Origin of the sequence: Pseudophaeobacter arcticus DSM 23566 (assembly GCF_000473205.1) — a bacterium.
GTDB classification, from domain to species: Bacteria; Pseudomonadota; Alphaproteobacteria; order Rhodobacterales; family Rhodobacteraceae; genus Pseudophaeobacter; species Pseudophaeobacter arcticus.
In genome coordinates this window covers 2838471-2856771 of sequence record NZ_KI421507.1, presented here as the reverse complement: position 1 = coordinate 2856771, position 18301 = coordinate 2838471, and the positions used below count along the sequence as shown (strand labels likewise).

Sequence of the window (18301 nt, the reverse complement as noted above, 5' to 3'; positions counted from 1 at the left end):
TTACTTCTTTTGGGTGCCTGTCCGCAGGTATAGCCCCTGCTGCATGTCAAAATCCCAGACCCGGTTTGGTCTGGGATTTTCTATTCCTGGGGTCTTCTATCCTTGAGGTCCTGTTGAAACAGATCCTTAGCAGGGGGGACCCGTGCCCCTATTCACGGGCCCGCAAGATACGGGCGGGACGGGCCGCCAGTGGACGCCAGGCAAAGATCAAACCCGCCAGCAGTGTGGTGGCAATGCCGCCAGAGACCACCGCCAGCGCATTGGGCCAGATCACCACATAGGCGGTTTCAAAGACGTAGATATTGACCGCCCAGGCGCCGGCGACCCCGGCCAGCAACGCAACAGTGCCAGCCCCGGCTCCTAGAATGATCGAGCGCAGGGCAAAGCTCAGCAGGATCCTGCGGCGTGAGGCACCGAGGGTTTTTAGCAAGGCCGCCTCGTAGCGCCGCGCTGGCTCTCCGGCGGCGGCGGTGCCCAGCAGCACCAGAAACCCGGTGATCAGGGTGGCAGCTGCGCCATAGCTGGTGGCTGCCGCCAGCTGGCGCAGAATGTCAGAGACCCGGTCAATGGCATCGCGGACCCGAATGGCCGTGATATTGGGCATGGCCTGGGCCAGATCCCGCAGGATCTGCGCCTCTGCGCTGGTTTCGGCATAGACCGTGGCGATAAAACTATGCGGCGCACCGGCCAGAGCCGCCTCATTGAGGGTGAGCACAAAGCCCATGCCGGCCGTGGAGAAATCAACATTGCGAAAGCTGGTGATCTCGGCCTGGATGTCACGTCCCAGCACGTTCAGGGTGATGGTATCGCCGAGATCCAGACCCAGTTCCTCGGCCTCTTCAGCGGCAAAGCTGACCTGCGGCGGGCCGGTGTAATCCTCAGGCCACCAGCTGCCTGCCACCACCTCGGTGCCCTTGGGTTGCGCCGCTGCATAGGTGACACCACGATCGCCGCGCACCACCCAGTGATCGCCAGCGACCTCTTGCGCGGGGGTGCCGTTGATCTTGGTGATGACCGCCCGCAACATTGGCGCGCTTTCGACCTTGCTGACGGCGGGGTCTCCTTCGACACGGTGCAGGAAGGCGGGCATCTGGTCGCGCTGAATATCGACAAAGAAGTAGGAGGGCGCCACATCGGGCAGATTGTCGGCAATGGCGCGGCGCATATTGCCGTCGATCTGGCCAATGGCGGCCAGAACCGTCAGCCCCAGCCCCAAAGCCAGGACCGCAGGTACGGCGCCATCGCGGGAGGTGCCAATAGCGGCCAGCGCCCATCGCAGCGCCGGGCGGCCACGGCTGATATGGGATCCGCGCCGCGCCAGCCAGCCAAGGGTGACAGCGGCAACCAGCAGCACCAAAAGCGCGCCCATCAGCCCCCCTGCGGTCCAGAGCGCCAGCTTGGCGGCGCCAGAGAACCAGGCGGCAGAACCCACAAGCAGCGCCAGCGCCAGGGCGGTTGCCAGAATATAGCGCAGGGCGGGCAGGCGGTTCACCTCGCCCAAGGCGCCGCGAAACAGCGAGGCGGCGCGAATGCGTTCGGCCCGGGCCAGTGGCCAGAGCGCAAAGATAAAGGCCGTGAGAAAGCCATAAAGCGCCGCCTCCACCAGGGTGGCGGGATAGACCGCAAAAAGCGCCGGAAAGGGCAGCTGCGCCGCAATCATCGGCCCCAGCAGGATCGGACCCAGCCCCCCGAGGAGCAGCCCGATGCCGACCCCCAGCAGGGTCAGCGCACCAATTTGCAGGAAATAGGTGAGGAAAATCACCTGCCGCTCGGCGCCAAGGGTGCGCAGGGTGGCGATGGTTTCGGTCTTGGTGGCCAGATAGGCGCGCACGGCAGCAGAGACGCCAACGCCCCCCACCGCCAGACCAGAGAGCCCGACCAGCACCAGAAATCCGCCCAGACGGTCGACAAAGGTGGCAATGCCGGGGGCGCCGTTGCGGGCATCACGCCAGCGCATGCCGTTGTCCTCAAACTGGGCGCGGGCCTCGGCCTGCAGCGCGTCGAGGTCGGTGTCCGGGGGCAGGGTCAGGCGGTATTTGGTGGAATACAGCGAGCCGGGCGCCAACAGGCCAGAGCCATCGAGGGACGGCAGCGCCACCAGGGTGCGTGGTCCCAGGGTAAAGCCGGAGGCGGCGGCGTCTGGCTCGGTCCTGATGGTGGCCATCAGCACAAAGTCGCGGGTGCCAAAGCGGACCGTATCCCCGGGGCGTAGCCCCAGCCGATCGGCCAGAACCGGCATCATCGCCACACCGGGCAGCGTGCCATTGCCTGCCAGCGCCTGGCTCAGGGGGATGTCGGGCTGCAGGGTCAGGCTGCCGGTCAGCGGATAGGCGCTATCAACCGCTTTGACCTGGGTCAGGGCGCGTTCGTCGCCCAGGGTTGCCATCGAGCGGAACTCGACAATCTGCGAAACGGCGTCGGAGTGAGCGGCCATCCAGGCGCGCTCTTCGTCAGTGGCAAAGCGGTAGGTAAAGGTGAGTTCGGCATCGCCGCCCAGCAGGCTGGCACCTTCTTGGGTCAACCCGGCCTCGATCGAGGCGCGGATGGAGCCAATGGCTGCAATCACCGCCACCCCAAGGGCCAGACAGGCAAGAAAGATGCGAAAGCCTTTGACGCCGCTGCGCAGCTCGCGCAGGGCAAAGCGGCAGGCCAGGCGCAGCGAAGAGACGCGCGCGCGGGACTGGCTGCGGGATTGGCCGCGGGACTGGCTGAGCGACTGGCCGTGGGACTGGCCCGTCATTCTGCCGCCTCACTTGCGGCTGTGGCGGTTGCCAGTCGGCCATCGCGCAGGCGGATCACCCGATCACAGCGGCTGGCCAGTTCTGGCGCGTGGGTCACCATGATTAACGTGGCGCCTGAGCGGTCGCGCAGGTCAAACAACAGATCCATCACCGCGGCGCCATTGGCCTCGTCCAGATTGCCGGTGGGCTCATCCGCCAACAGGATCTCTGGGCGGGGTGCCAGGGCGCGGGCCAGGGCCACGCGTTGTTGTTCCCCGCCTGAGAGCTGCGCCGGGAAATGGCCCGCACGATGGCCCAGACCCACGGCCTCCAGCTCGGCCTGGGCCAGCTGAAAGGCGTCGCGCCGTCCTGCCAGCTCCAATGGGGTGGCGACATTTTCCAGCGCTGTCATGGTCGGGATCAGATGGAAGCTTTGGAAGACCACCCCCATGTGATTGCGGCGAAACCGCGCCAGCGCGTCCTCATCCATGGCCGTCAGATCCTGCCCCAGCGCAGAAATATGGCCGCTGGTTGCCAGCTCCAGCCCGCCCATCAACATCAACAGCGAAGACTTTCCCGATCCCGAGGGGCCAATCAGCCCCAGGGTTTCTCCGCGTGAGACATCCAAAGAGATATCCTGCAGAATTCGCACCGGTCCGGTATTGCCATTCAGGGTTAAAGACGCATCTTTAAGGTGAAGAACGGGTCTATCTGTTTCTGTCATGAAGCTGCGCCTGTTAAATATACTCTATCGGATATGGAGCATTTGCTGAGATGCGCAAGGTTTTGGCCCTGTTTGGGATTATTATTGTTGCCACCCTTGCGTCTGGGAGCCGGGCCGAGGAGCTGCGGATAACGGCTTTGGGAGACAGTCTGGTCCAGGGCTATGGCTTACCCCAGGGCGATGGGCTGGTGCCGCAGTTGCAAAACTGGCTGCAAGAACAGGGGGCTGAGGTCCGGTTGACCAATGCAGGCGTGTCCGGCGATACCACCGCTGGCGGCGCTGCCAGAATAGACTGGACACTGGCGGATCAGCCGCAGGGTCTTATCGTGCTGTTGGGGGGCAATGATCTGCTGCGCGGTCTGCCGCCGCTTCAGGCGCGCGCGAACCTGCGTCAGATCCTGCTGGCCGCCCAGGCCCGCGAGGTTGAGGTGCTGTTGATCGGGATGCAGGCGCCGGGGAATTTTGGACCAGAGTATAAGGCAAGTTTTGACAGCATCTATGCAGAGCTGGCGCAGGAGTTTGGCGCCCTGCTGCATGCGGATGCTTTTGCCGGCATTCGCGCCGTTGCGGGACATGATCCGGCGGCGGCGCAGGCCTATATGCAGGGGGATAATATTCACCCCAATGCCAGGGGAGTGGCCTTGAATGTGGCGGCTCTTGGACCTGTGGTGCTGGAGCTGGCCGCCCGGATCGAAGCTGCCGCTGGGGACAGCTAGGGCTAGATGCAAAAAGCGGCCCCAAACAGGGGCCGCCAGATTGGGTCATCTTTGGCGGCTTAAAGCAGCGCGAGATCCACAGCAGATTCACGACCGTCGCGGCCGGGCTGCATCTCGTAGCTTACCTTTTGGTTGTCTGCGAGGCCTGTCAGGCCGGACCGTTCAACTGCAGAAATGTGAACAAATACATCGCTTCCACCACTGTCGGGGGCGATAAAGCCGAAGCCTTTTGTGGTGTTGAACCATTTGACGGTGCCAGTTGCCATCGTCTCTTCTCCTAGTTTCTTCTCACGCGCTCTGCCCGCAACATGCGGCAGTGTGGCTCGTTCATTCTGGGGGAAATCCACCCATCAGGGACCATTTGCACCCCTTTTATGACCTCGCGGTGACAGCATTGGACAGAAGAGGCCCCCACGCAAGAAAAATTCTATTCGTCTTTGCAGGGATTGCCGCAAGCGTTGCATCTGGCGCTCGGAACGGGTGCCAAGAGGCGAAACAGGCCTTTGATTGCCGACCTATAGGGCGGTTTGTGACAATAGGCTGCGGCAACCGGGCGGCTACAAGACTGTGACCTTGGTGCCGATGGGGACCCGATTGTAAAGATCGGTCACATGTTCGTTCAGCATCCGGATACAGCCATTGGAGGCCGATGAGCCAATTGTCTCCGGCTGGGTGGTGCCATGGATGCGGAAGTAGGTGTCCACCCCGTTTTGATAGAGATAGAGCGCCCGTGCGCCCAGCGGATTGTCCGGTCCGCCTGGCTGTACATAGCTATTGTTGGCAAACCGCCCATAGCTGCGCGGACTCCGTTCGATCATCTCCTGGGTGGGGCGCCAGCTGGGCCATTCCTGTTTGCGCTGGATGACGGCACTGCCGGTGAATTCCAGGCCGGCCTTGCCAACCCCGACGCCATAGCGAATGGCCTTGCGTTGTTCGGTCACGAAATAAAGGTAGTATGATCGGGGCAGGATCAGGATCTCACCGGGGAGAAACTCCTTTTTGATCCGCACATATTGCGGTGTGGGATCAAAGACCGGCGCCTCTTTGGCCAGGGCGGGGCTTGGCCGGACCAGACCGGACAGGGGGGCGGCGGAAAATGCCGCCAGGGCAGAGGTGGAAAACGCGCGGCGAGAAATCATCTGGGCCTCACATGTTGGAACAGGGTGCAGCCAGTGTGCGTGTCGCCCTTGCTGGGGTCAAGCCTGTCGCCAGGTCCTTTGGCTTGCAGTGTCTCGAACAGATCCTATATTTCGTGGAAACAACATATTGGAGTGCAGGTGATGGCAGAACAGATGGCGATGAAAACCTTGACCTGCCTGTCTTGTGCGCAGCTGAACCGAGTGCCGGAGGCCCGGCTGATGGCGGGGGCAAAATGCGGTAGCTGTGGCGCGGCATTGGTACCAAAACAGCCGGTGGATGTGGATCCGGCGGTGCTGCAGAAGGCGGCACAGAACGATGATCTGCCTTTGGTGGTGGACTTTTGGGCCCCCTGGTGTGGCCCTTGCAAGATGATGGGTCCGGAATATGCCAAGGCGGCCAAACAACTGGCCGGGCAGGCGCGTCTGGTCAAGCTGGACACCCAGCGTCACCAGTCCACAGGAGGGCGCTATCGTATCAAGGGCATACCAACCCTGGCGCTCTTTGAACGGGGCAAGGAGAAAAAGCGCCAGTCAGGGGCTTTGCGGGAAGGACAGATTGTGGCCTGGATCAAGGCGCGCTAGCGCATTCTGTGCCAAGGGGGGGGCCATATTATCGGCTACCGAATGTGGCATTCGCAATGGCCGGATTGAGGTGCGGAACGCCCCATGCAACAGCGCTTGCACCGCAAAAATCACGTTACAAATCACACGCGCCGCCCCTGTATTGCAAAGGGGTCGTCAAAACGCCGTATTTAAATTGCTGGATTTGTGGTGGCCTTCCTATCCAACAGGATAGGTGACCTGAGGCGGTTGAAAACCGGGGCGCGCCTCACGTTCTGAGGGCCTGCAGGCTGATGATCAGGGGGTGTGGTCACGCGTTGGGATTTCAGGCGCTGGCTGTTGCCTGCTTTTCCATGGTGATCCCACTGCGCAGTACCAGTGTGGTGATCGCAAGAATGGCAAAAAGAACGCCGGAAGCGGAGTAGACCAGCAGGCTTTGCCAGAAGGCCAGATCAAACAGGACAGCACCGGTGACGGCCGAGAAGAAGCCAAGAATGGAACCCAGAATGATACTCGCAAACGCCATGTGGCCTCTCTCTCTTGTTGGCAGCCTGACAGTAAACTAGCGCGGTGCCGTTCATCTAATACAGTTAGAAAAGGTTAAGATTTTGTTTAAACTGTGCGCGTTGTGGGGCCAGGCTGAAATGCGCACCAGTAAGATGCTGGAAAGCTGGCGGAAAAAAACCGTGTGCCCCGGTGCGGTTTGATCTAACTATTTTGAAACCAAGGCCTGTCCGTCACGTGGTTTTGGCATCTTGCCACGGCCCTGTTGCAGAACATGGGTGAGCTCATGCACCAGTAAGCTGGTGTTCTTGGCGCTGGCAGGGCGGGCAAAGTAGACATCATTGCCAATGGTAAAGGCCTTGGCTTTGAGCTCCTTGCACAGGTCGGTGGCATTGCCGCCGCTATGCACCCGAACCTTTGCCAGCTTGCTGCCAAAATGTGCTTCCAGCCCTTTGCGCAGATCACTGGGCAGTTTTTTTCCCTTGGTGCCCTCGGGCGCGGTTGTCAGCCTTTTGCGCTTGGCCTTTTTGCCCTTGAGAGCCTCGACCTGGGCGGCAACGTCTTCGGCAGAGATCGGCATTGGGGAACCCTTTCAAACAAGATGACACGGAAACAGACCGGCGTGAGGTCTGTCCAGCCTAGCGCAGCGCGGCAAAAAGACCAAATGCAAGGGACAGTAGGGCGGGGAGCTAGCGCCATCCTGCTTTGCCTTCGGCGAGAATATTTTTGGAAAGATGAAATTCAACCCGTTTGCACCGCCGCTGACAGAGGCAGGGACGGGCAGAACCCTTCGCTGGCGGCGGCGGCTTTGGAAGGTGACAGTTGCGGGCTGATCCCTGGGCCGCCAGGCCCGCGCCTGACCTTCCCTCCGTGGAGTTCACACTGGTTCCCGTAGGGACAAACAGTGTGGGACACTGTTTGAAGTGTGGACGGGCGGAGCCCTTCGCTGGTGGCGGCGGCTTTGGAAGATGACGGTTGTGGGCTGATCCCTGGGCCGCCAGGCCCGCGCCTGACCTTCTCGTCATGCCGGAGGCATGCTTTCAGCATGACGAAGGCGCATTTGCACCTCCCCAAGGTCAGGCGCGGGCCTTGCGTTTTTCTTTGGTTGACAGCAACTGTTCTTGAATAGGTTGTATGGTGACCTAGGGGGGAATGTGTTGTGGAAAGTAGTTCTGAAGAAAAAGACACTCAGGAAACAAATGGGCCAAGTCCTTGGCTTGCAGTTGTCCTCGGTGTTCTGGTGTTTTTGCTCTGGTGCGTGAATTTTCTTGTTTCATTTAACCATTCGTATGATGCGCGTGGAACATTCGGGGATATGTTCGGCGCAGTGAATGCACTGTTTACCGGGCTAGCCTTCGCAGCGGTGATCTATGCAATTTTCCTTCAAAAGCATGAGGTCAGGCTTTTGAAATCCGAATTGGCGGGAACGAAAAGGATGATGCAAGAGCAGCAAAATCTTGCTGCTGTTCAACTAACGTATCTACGCAAACAAACATTTGAGAGTACTTTTTTCCAGTACCTGTCGGTGTTCAACCAAATTGTTGCCGAGATGGACCTTGTTTCAAAAGACAAACCCTCGGTAACGGGCAAAGACGTTTTTCCAGTGTTTCTTGACCGAATTATGAGAAGCCAGCACTTGAGATTGAGAGGCTCTTATTCAGGACCGAACGAAGGTGGTCGTACGGAAGATGCCTATGAAGAATTTTATGATGATCATAATTCAGAGCTTGGGCACTATTTCAGGACTTTATACAATCTTTTCAAGTTTGTTCACAAAAGCGATGAGATCGATCAACGTCTCTACACAAACCTGATCAGAGCGCAGCTATCGGACGACGAGGCCATGCTTCTTTTTCTCAACGGGTTGTCTCTTAGAGGACAGAAATTCAAACCATTGTTGGAAAAGTATTCTGTTCTAAAAAATGTAGATAAAGAAAGCCGTTTGTATGAACTGACAGAGGGGAAGGATACTTACTCCCCCTCTGCTTTTGGCGAGTAAAAACTACCGCACAAATTTCTTGTGCTTCAGGCGCTTGGGCTCCATGGCATCGGCGCCGAGGCGGCGTTTCTTGTCTTCTTCGTAGTCCTCAAAGTTGCCCTCGAACCACTCCACATGGGCGTCGCCTTCAAAGGCCAGCATATGGGTGCAGATCCGGTCGAGGAAGAAACGGTCGTGGGAGATCACCACGGCGCAGCCGGCAAAATCCACCAGCGCGTCTTCGAGCGCCCGCAGGGTTTCCACGTCCAGATCGTTGGTTGGTTCATCGAGCAAGAGCACGTTGCCGCCCTCTTTCAACAGGCGCGCCATGTGCACCCGGTTGCGCTCGCCGCCGGACAACAGGTTCAGCGGTTTTTGCTGGTCGCCGCCTTTGAAGTTGAACGAAGAGCAATAGGCGCGGGAATTCACCTGGGCGTCGCCGAGTTCGATGATTTCGGCGCCACCAGAGATGGCTTCCCAGACGGTTTCATTGTCTTTCAGGTCATCGCGTGACTGATCCACATAAGAAAGCTTCACGGTGTCGCCATAAGAGACCGAGCCGCTGTCGGGCTGTTCCTGGCCGGTCAGCATGCGGAACAGGGTGGATTTACCGGCGCCGTTGGGGCCGATCACACCGACAATACCGCCGGGGGGCAGATCAAAGGACAGGTTTTCAACCAACTGCTTGTCACCGTAGTGTTTGGCCAGATCCTTGACCTCGATCACCTTGCTGCCCAGGCGCGGGCCATTGGGGATGACGATCTGGGCGCGGGTCAGCTTTTCGCGCTCGGACTGTTCGGCCAGATCGTTATAGGCGTTGATCCGGGCCTTTGATTTGGCCTGACGCGCCTTGGCGCCCTGACGCATCCACTCCAGCTCGCGCTCCAGTGTTTGCTGCTTGGATTTGTCCTCGCGGGCCTCCTGCGCCAGCCGTTTGGCCTTTTGCTCCAGCCAGTCCGAGTAGTTGCCCTCGTTGGGGATGCCCTTGCCGCGGTCGAGTTCAAGAATCCAGCTGGTGATGTCATCCAGGAAATAGCGGTCGTGGGTGACGATCAGGATGGTGCCCTTGTAGTCGATCAGGTGCTGTTGCAGCCAGGCGATGGTTTCCGCATCCAGGTGGTTGGTCGGTTCATCGAGCAGCAGCATGTCGGGGGCTTCGAGCAGCAGTTTGCACAGGGCCACCCGGCGTTTTTCACCGCCCGACAGATTGGCGATCTCGGCGTCATCGGGGGGGCAGCGCAGCGCCTCCATCGAGACATCCACCTGGCTGTCCAGATCCCAGAGGTTTTCCGCATCAATGCTGTCTTGCAGCGCGGTCATCTCTTCCATCAGCTCGTCGGTGTAGTTCTCGGCCATCTCAACCGCGATCTGGTTAAAGCGATCAACCTTGGCCTTTTTCTCAGCCAGACCCAGCATGACGTTTTCACGCACCGTCAGGCTCTCGTCGAGCTTGGGCTCCTGCGGCAGGTAGCCAACGCGCGCGCCCTCGGCGGCCCAGGCTTCGCCGGTGAAATCCTTGTCGAGACCGGCCATGATCTTCATCAGGGTCGATTTACCCGCGCCGTTGACGCCGACAACACCGATTTTTACGCCGGGCAGGAAGGAGAGGTGAATGTTTTCAAAGCATTTCTTACCACCGGGGTAGGTCTTGGAGACACCCTGCATGTGGTAGACGTATTGATAGGCGGCCATGTGACTGCTCCATGATGGGGGAATGCGTGCTGGCTGGTGTGATAGCGGATGCGGGGGCAGGGGGCAATTGGGCTTCTAATGCAAAGCGTGGGTAGCTACTGTTGTGTCAAAGATTTTGGGATGTTTGACATGCGCTTTAGACCTTTGTTGGCCCTGGTTGCCCTGGTTGCTCTGGGCTATTTCGGTTCGTATTGGTGGGAAACAAGCGCCCGAAGGCCCGTTACGGCAGACGCGCAGCCAGTGCGATTTCTTTCAGAAGAGGAATTTCTGGTTTTAACCGATCACGATGTGCGTGTGTGGCGAGCGGACGATTTGCGGCCCGGCCCTGTGGTCTTCTCTTTACCGCAGGATCGTCAAGATACAGACAGGTTGGTGGCATCCAGTTGCTTTTCTCATGATCGATGGATTTTGGACTACACTGTTACAACAGGATCAGGGATATCGAGCAGCCGGGATGTCATCCACGTTCATTTGAATGGAAAAGAGGTTCTGGAGTGGGAATGGATTCCAAGATCTCTGATAGGAACGACCTTGAATGGGATAGACTGTGAAATAGTCCCGCGAGAGGGGTATGGCGAATATACCCTGGAAAATCCACGACAAAATCAGCCTGATATTCCTGCTGTATTGCGGCTTGATTTGTTCTCTCGCCATCAGGCACAGAATGTCCTGACGGGTGCGGATTATGGCACTTTTGTCTTTGAATACGGGGCAAATGGGCAAAGGTTTCACAACCGGCTTGAAGCGCCTGGCAAGAGGCTCTGGCAAAGGAATGGCGTGCCAGAAGTTCGGCGTGAGGCGGGCGGTAAAGCCTACTGGTTAAGCGGCGCGTTTAGGGATGCGGGGCGTCCAGCAGACTGGCCCACGACTGTTTGGCGCCTCGATATGGAAGCCCACGACCTGCAAGCGATTGACCTACCCAAGGGGCCTTGGGTTGCTGATTACAAGGAGCGCTTTAACTGCTTTTCCTGCGGCTGTGGATGCTATCGTAAGATTTCTCTTTATCCAACGAAGAGCCAGCTTGTGGCCCACATTCACGGGCAAGGGTTTCCGTCGGATGTTCAGGGGATTTACGTACTACCCTTTCATGACGCGGAGCCTGAATGGCGTATTCTAAAGCAAGTCTCTTTTCGTGGTTGGCTGGCCATGTCTCCTTCTGGATGCCAACTGATTTTTGCGGATCCCAAAATGCAGCGTTTAGAGCTGTGCTAGTTTGTCATGGGTGGTGGGCTGGGTGGCAATTGGAAATGACATGCATATGGCATGAGGCATCACCCTGCGCTTGGGTCTTGGAATTCCGGTGATTTATGTGCATCAAGTCCCAGATGATGCAGGGGTTTCCATATCTGCGCCCCGGCATGACCGTGGGCTTGCTGGGCGGGTCGTTTGATCCGGCCCACCTGGGCCATGTGCAGATCAGCCGGGCGGCCTTGCAGCGGTTTGATCTGGATTGCCTCTGGTGGCTGGTCTCGCCCGGTAATCCGCTCAAGAGCCGTGCGCCTGCCAGCATGGAGCGACGGGTGGCAGCGGCGCAGGATCTGATGGATCACCCAAGGGTGCGGATCAGCGATATCGAGGCACGGCTGGGCACCCGCTATACGGCGCAAACCCTGCGGGCGCTGCGGCGTCTCTATCCGCAGGTGCGGTTCACCTGGCTGATGGGAGCGGATAATCTGGCGCATTTCCACCGCTGGAAGGACTGGCAACAGATTATGGAGACCGTGCCGATTGGCGTGCTGGCGCGACCCGGAGACCGGATTTCTGCGCGGCTCTCGCCCGCGGCGCGGATCTATCGCAGCCAGATGGTCAAGGACAGTCAGAGCCAGTGCCTGGCCCGGTCGCAGGCCCCGGCCTGGTGCTTTGTCAATGTGCCGATGATCGCGCAGAGCTCTACCGCGATCCGTGCCACGGGGGGCTGGTCGTCAGACCGGCCCTCAGACAAGGACTGACGTCAGGCGCGGCACCTGACCCGAAAAGAGCCAATTGCTGCCTTTTTGGCGACCCTTTGCTGCGGCAGGCTGCTACCACCTGCGGAGGCTGTTGTTACAGGACACTGTCAGGGGCGGAGCTTTTTGCAGGTGATTTTACCACAGATGGGGTATGATATATGATGCGTATGGTAGATATGGTCTTCATGTGCCGCTGGGTAGAAATTTTATTAGATATTGACTGACATGTTTTCGAGACGCTCCTTCCTTACTGCCGCCGCAGCGGCTCTGGCCGCGCCAGCGGCACTGGCCAATGCGCCCCAAACCTCGTTACGACCACAGGCGCGTGCCGCAGCTGGGCTCGGCTCGGGGGCTGGAGTCACCCAGGCCAGCACCACCCAGGCCAGCGCGGCGACGAGCCTGGAGACCTTGCTGGCGCGGTCTGACCTGTCCGGACAGGTGGCCTGTGCGGTTGCCGAGGTCACCAATGGCAAAGAGTTGGAATCTCATGCCGGCGAAGAGGCGCTGCCGCCCGCCAGCGTCGCCAAGGCGCTGACGGCGCTTTATGCGCTCGACAGTCTGGGGGCAGATTACCGGTTTACCACGCGGATTTTGACAACCGGAACCCTGTCGGGCGGGGTGCTGACGGGGGATCTGATCCTGGCCGGTGGCGGCGATCCAATGCTGAACACCGATCATCTGGCGCAGCTTGCGGCGGCGATGAAAAAGGCAGGGGTCCGCGAGGTGCGCGGTGGTTTCAAAGTTTGGGACGGGGCGCTGCCGCGTGTTTCTACCATTGACGCAGATCAGCCCGATCATGTGGGCTATAGCCCTGCTGTTGCCGGTATCGCGTTGAATTTCAACCGGGTGCATTTTGAATGGAAACGGGCTGGCACAGGCTGGAGCGTCACCATGGATGCCCGCACCACAAAATACCGTCCCGAGGTCAGCATGGCGCGGATGAAAGTCGCCAATCGGGCCCTGCCGGTTTATACCTATGCGGATCGCAATGGGGCTGACAGCTGGACCGTGGCCTCGCAGGCGCTGGGCAAAGGCGGGTCGCGCTGGCTGCCGGTGCGGCGCCCAGCCGAATATGCCGCAGATGTGTTTCGCACCATGGCGCGGGCGCATGGCGTCACGCTAAAGGCGGCCAAACCGATATCATCGCTGCCAACCGCCACCCTGCTGGCACAGCATCACAGCCCACCGCTGGATTTGATGCTCAAGGCGATGTTGAAATACTCCAACAATCTGATGGCAGAAATGATCGGCATGACGGCCACAGGCAAACGCGGCAAAAGCCCCAAGGGGCTAAAGGATTCGGCGGCTGAAATGTCGCGCTGGGCGCGGGCCAAATACGGCGTGAGCGCGATCCGCATGGTCGATCACTCCGGCCTGGGAGAGGCCTCGCGGGTGGCCCCGCATGCATTGCTCAAGGTGCTGGTGGCCGCCTATAAGACTGGTAGCCTCAAACCGCTGCTCAAGAGCTTCCCGATGCGCGATGGCAATGGCCGGATTATCAAAAATCATCCGATCGAGGTGGCAGCCAAAACGGGAACCCTGAATTTTGTCTCCGGCTTGGGCGGGTTTTTGACCACCTCCAGCGGTACCGTTCTGGCCTTTGCGATCTTTGCTGCCGATTCCAAGGCGCGGGCGCGCATCAGCCGGACGGAACGCGAGCGCCCAGCGGGCGCCCGGAGTTGGAACAAAAGGGCCAAGCGTCTGCAGCAACAGCTGATCGAACGCTGGGGGCAAAGCTTCGGCACCTGAAGCCCGCCCCGCCGCCGCCCCGCCGCCGCCCCGGTTGAGGGTGGCAGGACTGCAGCAGAGGGCCGGACCTTCGCCCGTGAGGCCTGTCCAGCGCGCCGTCAACCCTAGGCTATGCCTTGGTGGGTTTCACCTCGACAAAGGTCTCATTATAGCAGGCGCCATCCTCGATATCGGTGCGGATATCCGCCGGGATCAGCGTGTTGACGGTGAATCCGGTCTGCGAGCTGCCGCGCCAGGTGCCTTTGGGCGAGTACAGCACACCGGGGCGGGTGGCCGTGGTGATCTTGAGTCGCAGGGTGACAGCGCCAAGCGCGTTCCAGACCGAGACGATATCGCCATCCTGCAATCCCCGGTCCCGGGCATCTGTGGGGTGCATTTCCAGATCTTCCGGCCCGGTGGAGGCCGGGTCGCTGCCAAAGGTGGCATTGGTCCGCTTGGCGGAACTGGGGGTGATCAGTGTCAGGGGCAGCGCCTGCGGCACCGGGTCATAGCGCGGCACGCCAAAGCCATAGCGCGCCTCATAGTCCTGGCTGAACAGCTCAATCCGGCCCGACGCGGTGGCAGGGGAGACGTTTTTGCACATCACCAGCGGTTCGCCATCCGGCGCCATCATTTCGATGGCGCGATCCAGGGCGATCTGGCTGGGGGGTGTGCCGCCTAGCTGCGGGTGGGTCTCGTCGATGGCCGCATCCATCAGTTGGGTGTCGCTGGCCTGAAACAGGGCCTCATCATAGCCAAACCGGGCGGCCAGCCGACGAAAGATCTCGGTGTTGGGCAGGCTGTCCCCGACACAAGGGATCACCGGTGCGGCCCGTTGCAGATAGTTTTGACCGTAAGCGCCGTAGATATCGTCGAACTCAAAATGTGAGGCGGCAGGCAGGATCACATCGCAATAGGCCATGCTGTCGGTCATCACCACATCACAGCCGGCGATGAACAGATCCTCGCGCATCAGGGCGCGCATCAGGTTGCTTTGATCCGGGTGGGTGGCCACCGGATTGTGATTGTAGATCATGGTCGCTTTGATCGGTGTCTCTAGGCTGTCGTCCTGCAGGATATTGGCCAGATCCACGATGTTGAGGACCCGTGTGCCGGGCTTGATCAAGTGGTTGCCGTGCAGCCTTGCCTGGGTTTTGGGGGTGGCGCCGCCGGATTTGGCGATGACCCCGGCCCCCAGCCGCCCATGGTGCCCCAGCAGCGCAGGCAGCGCCATGCCAGCCCGCAGGGCGGACCCGCCAGACCGGCCGCGTTCAATCCCGTTGCCAAAGGCGCAGGCCATGTTTTTGGCCGCTATCATCACATCGGCGAGGGCATGAAACTCTTCGGCGCTGATGCCGCAGGTTTCAACAACCTGCGCCAGCCCATACTGCCGGGCCTGGGTCATATAGGGATCAAAGCCCGCAACCCATTCAGCGATAAAGGTCTCATCCAGCGCCTTGCGCCGCTCCAGCTCAGCCGCCAGCCCCATGGCCAGCACCACATCGGTGCCGGGTTTGATCTGCAGATACATGTCGCATTGTTCGGCAATCTTGATCCGCTTGGGGTCAATTACCACCAGGGTGCCGCCCCGCGCCCGCAGCTTTTTCAGCAGCGGCGCCAGATGCAGGTTGGAAACGGTGACATTATTGCCCCAGACCAGCACCAGGTCGGAGTGCTCAATCTGCGCTGGTGGCATGCCGGGGGCAGCGCCAAACAGGCTGGCATAGGCGCCACCGCGCACCCCACCGCACAGCGGGCCACGGTTGAGCAGGCTGGCGCCCATCTGGTAAAAGAACCGCCGGTCCATCGAGCCAGCGGCCAGCTCGCCATGGGGGCCGGCATAGTTGAAGGGCAGCACGCTTTCGGGACCATGGGCTGCAATGGCCTTGCTGAACCCTGCATGCACCATATCCAGCGCCGCGTCCCAGCTGATCCGCTCAAACTGGCCAGAGCCCCGCGGTCCCACCCGTTTGAGCGGATGGGTGAGCCGGGCTTTGCCATGCACAAACGCGGGATAATAGCGCGCCACCTTGTTGCAGATCACATTGGCGGTATAGGGATTCGCGGTGGAGCCTTTGACCGCGACCACGGTATCGCCCTGCACCTGCACGTTGAGGCTACAGGTGTCGGGGCAGTCCAGCGGGCAGACCGAAGGCAGGGTGCGGATGTCGAGTGGCTGGTTCATAAACGGGCTCCAAAGACGATGGTTGGAGGCAGTTTAACGGTTGGGCTGTGTTGTCTTTAAGGGCCAAAAATGCACTATTTCACCAGACCAATTCTTCGCGAAAGGCCAGACCAATTCTTCGCGAAAGGTCTGGCCGCCTGCAATGAGTGACCTGTGAAGAGCGACCTGTGAATCGCTGCCTGTGAAGAGCGACCTGTGAAGAGCTGGCACACTGGCGAAAGCCCCAGACCACAAGCCCGGGGCAAACAACACAGCAAGATGGACTGGCGGGTTTAGACCATGTGGCGGGCGCGGGCGCCGCGTTCGATGGCGGCGGCATGCAGCCGGTCGATGTTGAGCTCATAGCGCACCTCAGCCAGAAATTCGAGCTCGGTCTCGGCCAGTTTGCCATCGGCGGCCGCCACATCGCAGGCCAGCGCATAGGCGGTTTCATACAGCCGTTCTGGCAGGTCGTCGCGGATCAGGCCAAACAGGGCCTCCAGCCCGTCTTCCTGTTCAAACAGATCCAGCACCGTGTTGGAAATCCGGGTCATGCGGTCAATGTCGTAATCGGCAAAGACCGGCAGCATGTTGACGGCAGATTGGATCTTGATCAGTTCGGCGGTGCGGATGTTTTCGTCCGAGGCAGAGACCGCCACCATCAGGGCCACAAGGCAGTCCTGATGGGACATGGATTGGGCGTTTTTCTCGGTCATGGGAGATCCTTTGTGCGCGTTTCAGGCCCAAGGATAGGCGCGGCCAGGGGCGGGTTCAACTCCTGCCTCTGGCCTATTGATGTGAAACTGTTGTGAAAGCGGCGGTAAACAGCCGGATCCGGGCCGCATTTGGATCGTTTTACGCCTGGGCCTCTTCGGCGGCAGTAAAGCGATAGGTGATCTGCTCAAAGCTGCTTTCGGCAAAGCCATAGGCAAAGCGCAGACCTTCAGGGCCGGCCTGGGTGTCGTGCTCGGCATTGGCGGGCACATAGATGGCAACGCCGGGGCGGATGTTATGGGGGGTGCCGTCGATGGTCACGGTGCCAGAGCCTTCGAGGCCAAAATAAAATTCCGCCGGGTCGTGGCGATGGGGCAGCAAGCGGCCATGGGGTTCAAACTCGGCGATGCCCAGCACCATATCGCGGGATGTCTCAGCGCAGCTGTTGATCAGGGTGCGCCAGCGGACCTCGCCAAAGGCGGCATCGGTGCCACCGGACAGGGGGACCTGTGCGGCATCCACCACCAGCGGCGTTTCCTGCGGGGCATGGGGCAGATTGGAGGCCTGATGCAGCTGTTCGGTTTCGCTGAGATCAGTGGCAAGGGTGGTAATGTCCATTGCAATATCCTGATGCATTTCCTGCTGCATGTGTTGGGCCTCCTTGGGGTTTGAGTGACTGTCGAGGGGGAGTGGTAGGACCTGGCGACTGATGCCAGATAAGGGGGTTTTGCTGTTTGGCTCAATGCGCTAAAGCTGCAGCATAATATACGTTGAGGTTATGTTAGATGGAGCGTCTTCCCAGCTTTTCAGGGCTCACCGCATTCTACGCGGCGGCACGCCATGGTACACTGACAGGGGCAGCAGAAGAGCTGAATGTCTCGCAGCCGGCAATTTCGCGCCGGATCGCGACGCTGGAGGCGGATCTGGGCTGCAATCTGTTTGACAGAACCCATAAACCAGCCCGTATGACCCATGCAGGTAAAGAGCTCTTGCAGGCGCTGCACAGTGGGTTTGGTCAAATCGAAGACGCGGTCTCACAGATCAGAAAAGCCGCAGAAACCCGGGTTGTGACGGTCACGGCACCCTCTGGATTTGTTGGTTTCTGGCTTATCCCGCGCCTGGGGGAACTGGAGCAGGCCTTTCCTGAGGTGACGATTCGTATCATAAGCCAGGAGTATGGCGAGGCCGTGCGCCCCGGGGATCTGACTGTCCGCTTTGGCCTGCCCGTTGACGGGGGCGACGTGGAAACACGCCTGCTTAGCAACGAAGTCTTTGCCGCAGCCAGCCCGCTGTATCTGACGCGCCTTGGCATGACGGTTCAGGAGCATGATTTTGCCCGCATGACCTTTCTGACCATGGAATCGGCCCGCAACCAGTGGCATGACTGGCCAAGCTGGTTCAAATCGGCAGGTCAGGTGATGCCGCGCGGGGCGCGGACGCTGGATTTCAACTCCTATGCCATGCTGGTGAATGCCGGACTGGCGGGGCAGGGGATCTTTCTCGCCTGGGGCGGGATCCTGGATAGTTTTATCGAGACCGGCGCCCTGTTGCGGTTGCAGGCACCAACCACCACATCGGCGCGCGGCTACTTTGCCGGGCTGCGGGACGGGGCTGCGGCCCAGAAGGATGTACGACGGATTCTGGACTGGATTGTCGAAAAGGCGCATTTTCCGGACTGAAACGGCTGTTGGCAGGGCTCTGTTCATTGACTC

Annotated in this window: 17 protein-coding genes; 7 read left to right on the top strand and 10 right to left on the bottom strand. The window is 59.9% G+C overall.

Going from position 1 to position 18301, the window contains the following annotated elements; translation table 11 throughout:
* Window positions 1-148 precede the first annotated feature (148 nt).
* Window positions 149-2740, bottom strand: a complete 2592-nt coding sequence (locus ARCT_RS0118090) for an ABC transporter permease (RefSeq protein ID WP_240476336.1) — start codon at window positions 2738-2740, stop codon at window positions 149-151.
* Entirely contained in the window at window positions 2737-3444 is a 708-nt protein-coding gene (locus ARCT_RS0118085) for an ABC transporter ATP-binding protein (protein ID WP_027241330.1), read from the bottom strand. Before ARCT_RS0118085 ends, ARCT_RS0118090 begins: the two co-directional genes overlap by 4 nt.
* A gap of 50 nt (window positions 3445-3494) precedes the next feature.
* Between ARCT_RS0118085 and ARCT_RS0118080 the strand changes: the two genes are divergently transcribed.
* Window positions 3495-4160: an arylesterase gene (locus ARCT_RS0118080; RefSeq protein WP_027241329.1), complete on the top strand. Its 666-nt coding sequence runs from the start codon at window positions 3495-3497 to the stop codon at window positions 4158-4160.
* Window positions 4161-4219: 59 nt separating this feature from the next.
* On the opposite strand, the gene ARCT_RS0118075 is transcribed toward ARCT_RS0118080, so the two are convergent.
* Window positions 4220-4426, bottom strand: a complete 207-nt coding sequence (locus ARCT_RS0118075) for a cold-shock protein (RefSeq protein ID WP_027241328.1) — start codon at window positions 4424-4426, stop codon at window positions 4220-4222.
* Window positions 4427-4717: 291 nt separating this feature from the next.
* A complete protein-coding gene (locus ARCT_RS0118070; protein WP_027241327.1) occupies window positions 4718-5299 on the bottom strand; it encodes a L,D-transpeptidase in 582 nt (193 codons plus the stop codon).
* A 153-nt stretch (window positions 5300-5452) separates the two neighbouring features.
* Between ARCT_RS0118070 and ARCT_RS0118065 the strand changes: the two genes are divergently transcribed.
* Complete coding sequence (locus ARCT_RS0118065) at window positions 5453-5881, top strand: thioredoxin domain-containing protein (protein WP_027241326.1); 429 nt, start codon at window positions 5453-5455, stop codon at window positions 5879-5881.
* A gap of 304 nt (window positions 5882-6185) precedes the next feature.
* Here ARCT_RS0118065 and ARCT_RS26475 read toward each other — a convergent pair whose 3' ends face one another.
* Window positions 6186-6386 carry a hypothetical protein gene (locus ARCT_RS26475; RefSeq protein ID WP_036785120.1) on the bottom strand — a complete coding sequence of 67 codons (201 nt, stop codon included), beginning with the start codon at window positions 6384-6386 and terminating at the stop codon, window positions 6186-6188.
* Window positions 6387-6572: 186 nt separating this feature from the next.
* On the bottom strand, window positions 6573-6944 hold the full coding sequence (locus tag ARCT_RS0118055) for an eCIS core domain-containing protein (RefSeq protein WP_027241325.1): 372 nt from the start codon (window positions 6942-6944) through the stop codon (window positions 6573-6575).
* 579 nt (window positions 6945-7523) lie between these two features.
* Here ARCT_RS0118055 and ARCT_RS26470 point away from each other — a divergent pair.
* Window positions 7524-8363, top strand: coding sequence for a putative phage abortive infection protein (locus ARCT_RS26470; RefSeq protein WP_154665398.1), 840 nt, complete (start codon window positions 7524-7526; stop codon window positions 8361-8363).
* A 3-nt stretch (window positions 8364-8366) separates the two neighbouring features.
* On the opposite strand, the gene ettA is transcribed toward ARCT_RS26470, so the two are convergent.
* Window positions 8367-10034 carry an energy-dependent translational throttle protein EttA gene (gene ettA, locus ARCT_RS0118045; protein ID WP_027241324.1) on the bottom strand — a complete coding sequence of 556 codons (1668 nt, stop codon included), beginning with the start codon at window positions 10032-10034 and terminating at the stop codon, window positions 8367-8369.
* A gap of 120 nt (window positions 10035-10154) precedes the next feature.
* Between ettA and ARCT_RS0118040 the strand changes: the two genes are divergently transcribed.
* From ARCT_RS0118040 to dacB, 3 genes are all read left to right on the top strand, one after another.
* Window positions 10155-11246: a hypothetical protein gene (locus ARCT_RS0118040; RefSeq protein ID WP_154665397.1), complete on the top strand. Its 1092-nt coding sequence runs from the start codon at window positions 10155-10157 to the stop codon at window positions 11244-11246.
* A gap of 113 nt (window positions 11247-11359) precedes the next feature.
* Window positions 11360-11983, top strand: coding sequence for a nicotinate-nucleotide adenylyltransferase (locus ARCT_RS0118035; RefSeq protein WP_027241322.1), 624 nt, complete (start codon window positions 11360-11362; stop codon window positions 11981-11983).
* Window positions 11984-12208: 225 nt separating this feature from the next.
* Window positions 12209-13732: a D-alanyl-D-alanine carboxypeptidase/D-alanyl-D-alanine endopeptidase gene (gene dacB, locus ARCT_RS0118030; RefSeq protein WP_027241321.1), complete on the top strand. Its 1524-nt coding sequence runs from the start codon at window positions 12209-12211 to the stop codon at window positions 13730-13732.
* A gap of 109 nt (window positions 13733-13841) precedes the next feature.
* Here dacB and ARCT_RS0118025 read toward each other — a convergent pair whose 3' ends face one another.
* The 3 genes from ARCT_RS0118025 to ARCT_RS0118015 form a co-directional block, all read right to left on the bottom strand.
* A complete protein-coding gene (locus ARCT_RS0118025) occupies window positions 13842-15896 on the bottom strand; it encodes a molybdopterin-dependent oxidoreductase (protein WP_027241320.1) in 2055 nt (684 codons plus the stop codon).
* 272 nt (window positions 15897-16168) lie between these two features.
* A complete protein-coding gene (locus ARCT_RS0118020; RefSeq protein WP_027241319.1) occupies window positions 16169-16591 on the bottom strand; it encodes a tellurite resistance TerB family protein in 423 nt (140 codons plus the stop codon).
* Window positions 16592-16730: 139 nt separating this feature from the next.
* Entirely contained in the window at window positions 16731-17237 is a 507-nt protein-coding gene (locus ARCT_RS0118015; protein WP_027241318.1) for a cupin domain-containing protein, read from the bottom strand.
* 137 nt (window positions 17238-17374) lie between these two features.
* Between ARCT_RS0118015 and ARCT_RS0118010 the strand changes: the two genes are divergently transcribed.
* Window positions 17375-18268, top strand: coding sequence for a LysR substrate-binding domain-containing protein (locus ARCT_RS0118010; RefSeq protein WP_027241317.1), 894 nt, complete (start codon window positions 17375-17377; stop codon window positions 18266-18268).
* The last annotated feature ends 33 nt before the right edge of the window (window positions 18269-18301 follow it).

Bases quoted from the DNA above. Each gene is read 5' to 3' on its own strand.
- ARCT_RS0118090 (WP_240476336.1), bottom strand. From the start codon at position 2,740: ATGACGGGCCAGTCCCACGGCCAGTCGCTCAGCCAGTCCCGCGGCCAA.
- ARCT_RS0118085 (WP_027241330.1), bottom strand. From the start codon at position 3,444: ATGACAGAAACAGATAGACCCGTTCTTCACCTTAAAGATGCGTCTTTA.
- ARCT_RS0118080 (WP_027241329.1), top strand. From the start codon at position 3,495: ATGCGCAAGGTTTTGGCCCTGTTTGGGATTATTATTGTTGCCACCCTT.
- ARCT_RS0118075 (WP_027241328.1), bottom strand. From the start codon at position 4,426: ATGGCAACTGGCACCGTCAAATGGTTCAACACCACAAAAGGCTTCGGC.
- ARCT_RS0118070 (WP_027241327.1), bottom strand. From the start codon at position 5,299: ATGATTTCTCGCCGCGCGTTTTCCACCTCTGCCCTGGCGGCATTTTCC.
- ARCT_RS0118065 (WP_027241326.1), top strand. From the start codon at position 5,453: ATGGCGATGAAAACCTTGACCTGCCTGTCTTGTGCGCAGCTGAACCGA.
- ARCT_RS26475 (WP_036785120.1), bottom strand. From the start codon at position 6,386: ATGGCGTTTGCGAGTATCATTCTGGGTTCCATTCTTGGCTTCTTCTCG.
- ARCT_RS0118055 (WP_027241325.1), bottom strand. From the start codon at position 6,944: ATGCCGATCTCTGCCGAAGACGTTGCCGCCCAGGTCGAGGCTCTCAAG.
- ettA (WP_027241324.1), bottom strand. From the start codon at position 10,034: ATGGCCGCCTATCAATACGTCTACCACATGCAGGGTGTCTCCAAGACC.
- ARCT_RS0118040 (WP_154665397.1), top strand. From the start codon at position 10,155: ATGTTTGACATGCGCTTTAGACCTTTGTTGGCCCTGGTTGCCCTGGTT.
- ARCT_RS0118035 (WP_027241322.1), top strand. From the start codon at position 11,360: ATGATGCAGGGGTTTCCATATCTGCGCCCCGGCATGACCGTGGGCTTG.
- dacB (WP_027241321.1), top strand. From the start codon at position 12,209: ATGTTTTCGAGACGCTCCTTCCTTACTGCCGCCGCAGCGGCTCTGGCC.
- ARCT_RS0118025 (WP_027241320.1), bottom strand. From the start codon at position 15,896: ATGAACCAGCCACTCGACATCCGCACCCTGCCTTCGGTCTGCCCGCTG.
- ARCT_RS0118020 (WP_027241319.1), bottom strand. From the start codon at position 16,591: ATGACCGAGAAAAACGCCCAATCCATGTCCCATCAGGACTGCCTTGTG.
- ARCT_RS0118015 (WP_027241318.1), bottom strand. From the start codon at position 17,237: ATGCAGCAGGAAATGCATCAGGATATTGCAATGGACATTACCACCCTT.
- ARCT_RS0118010 (WP_027241317.1), top strand. From the start codon at position 17,375: ATGGAGCGTCTTCCCAGCTTTTCAGGGCTCACCGCATTCTACGCGGCG.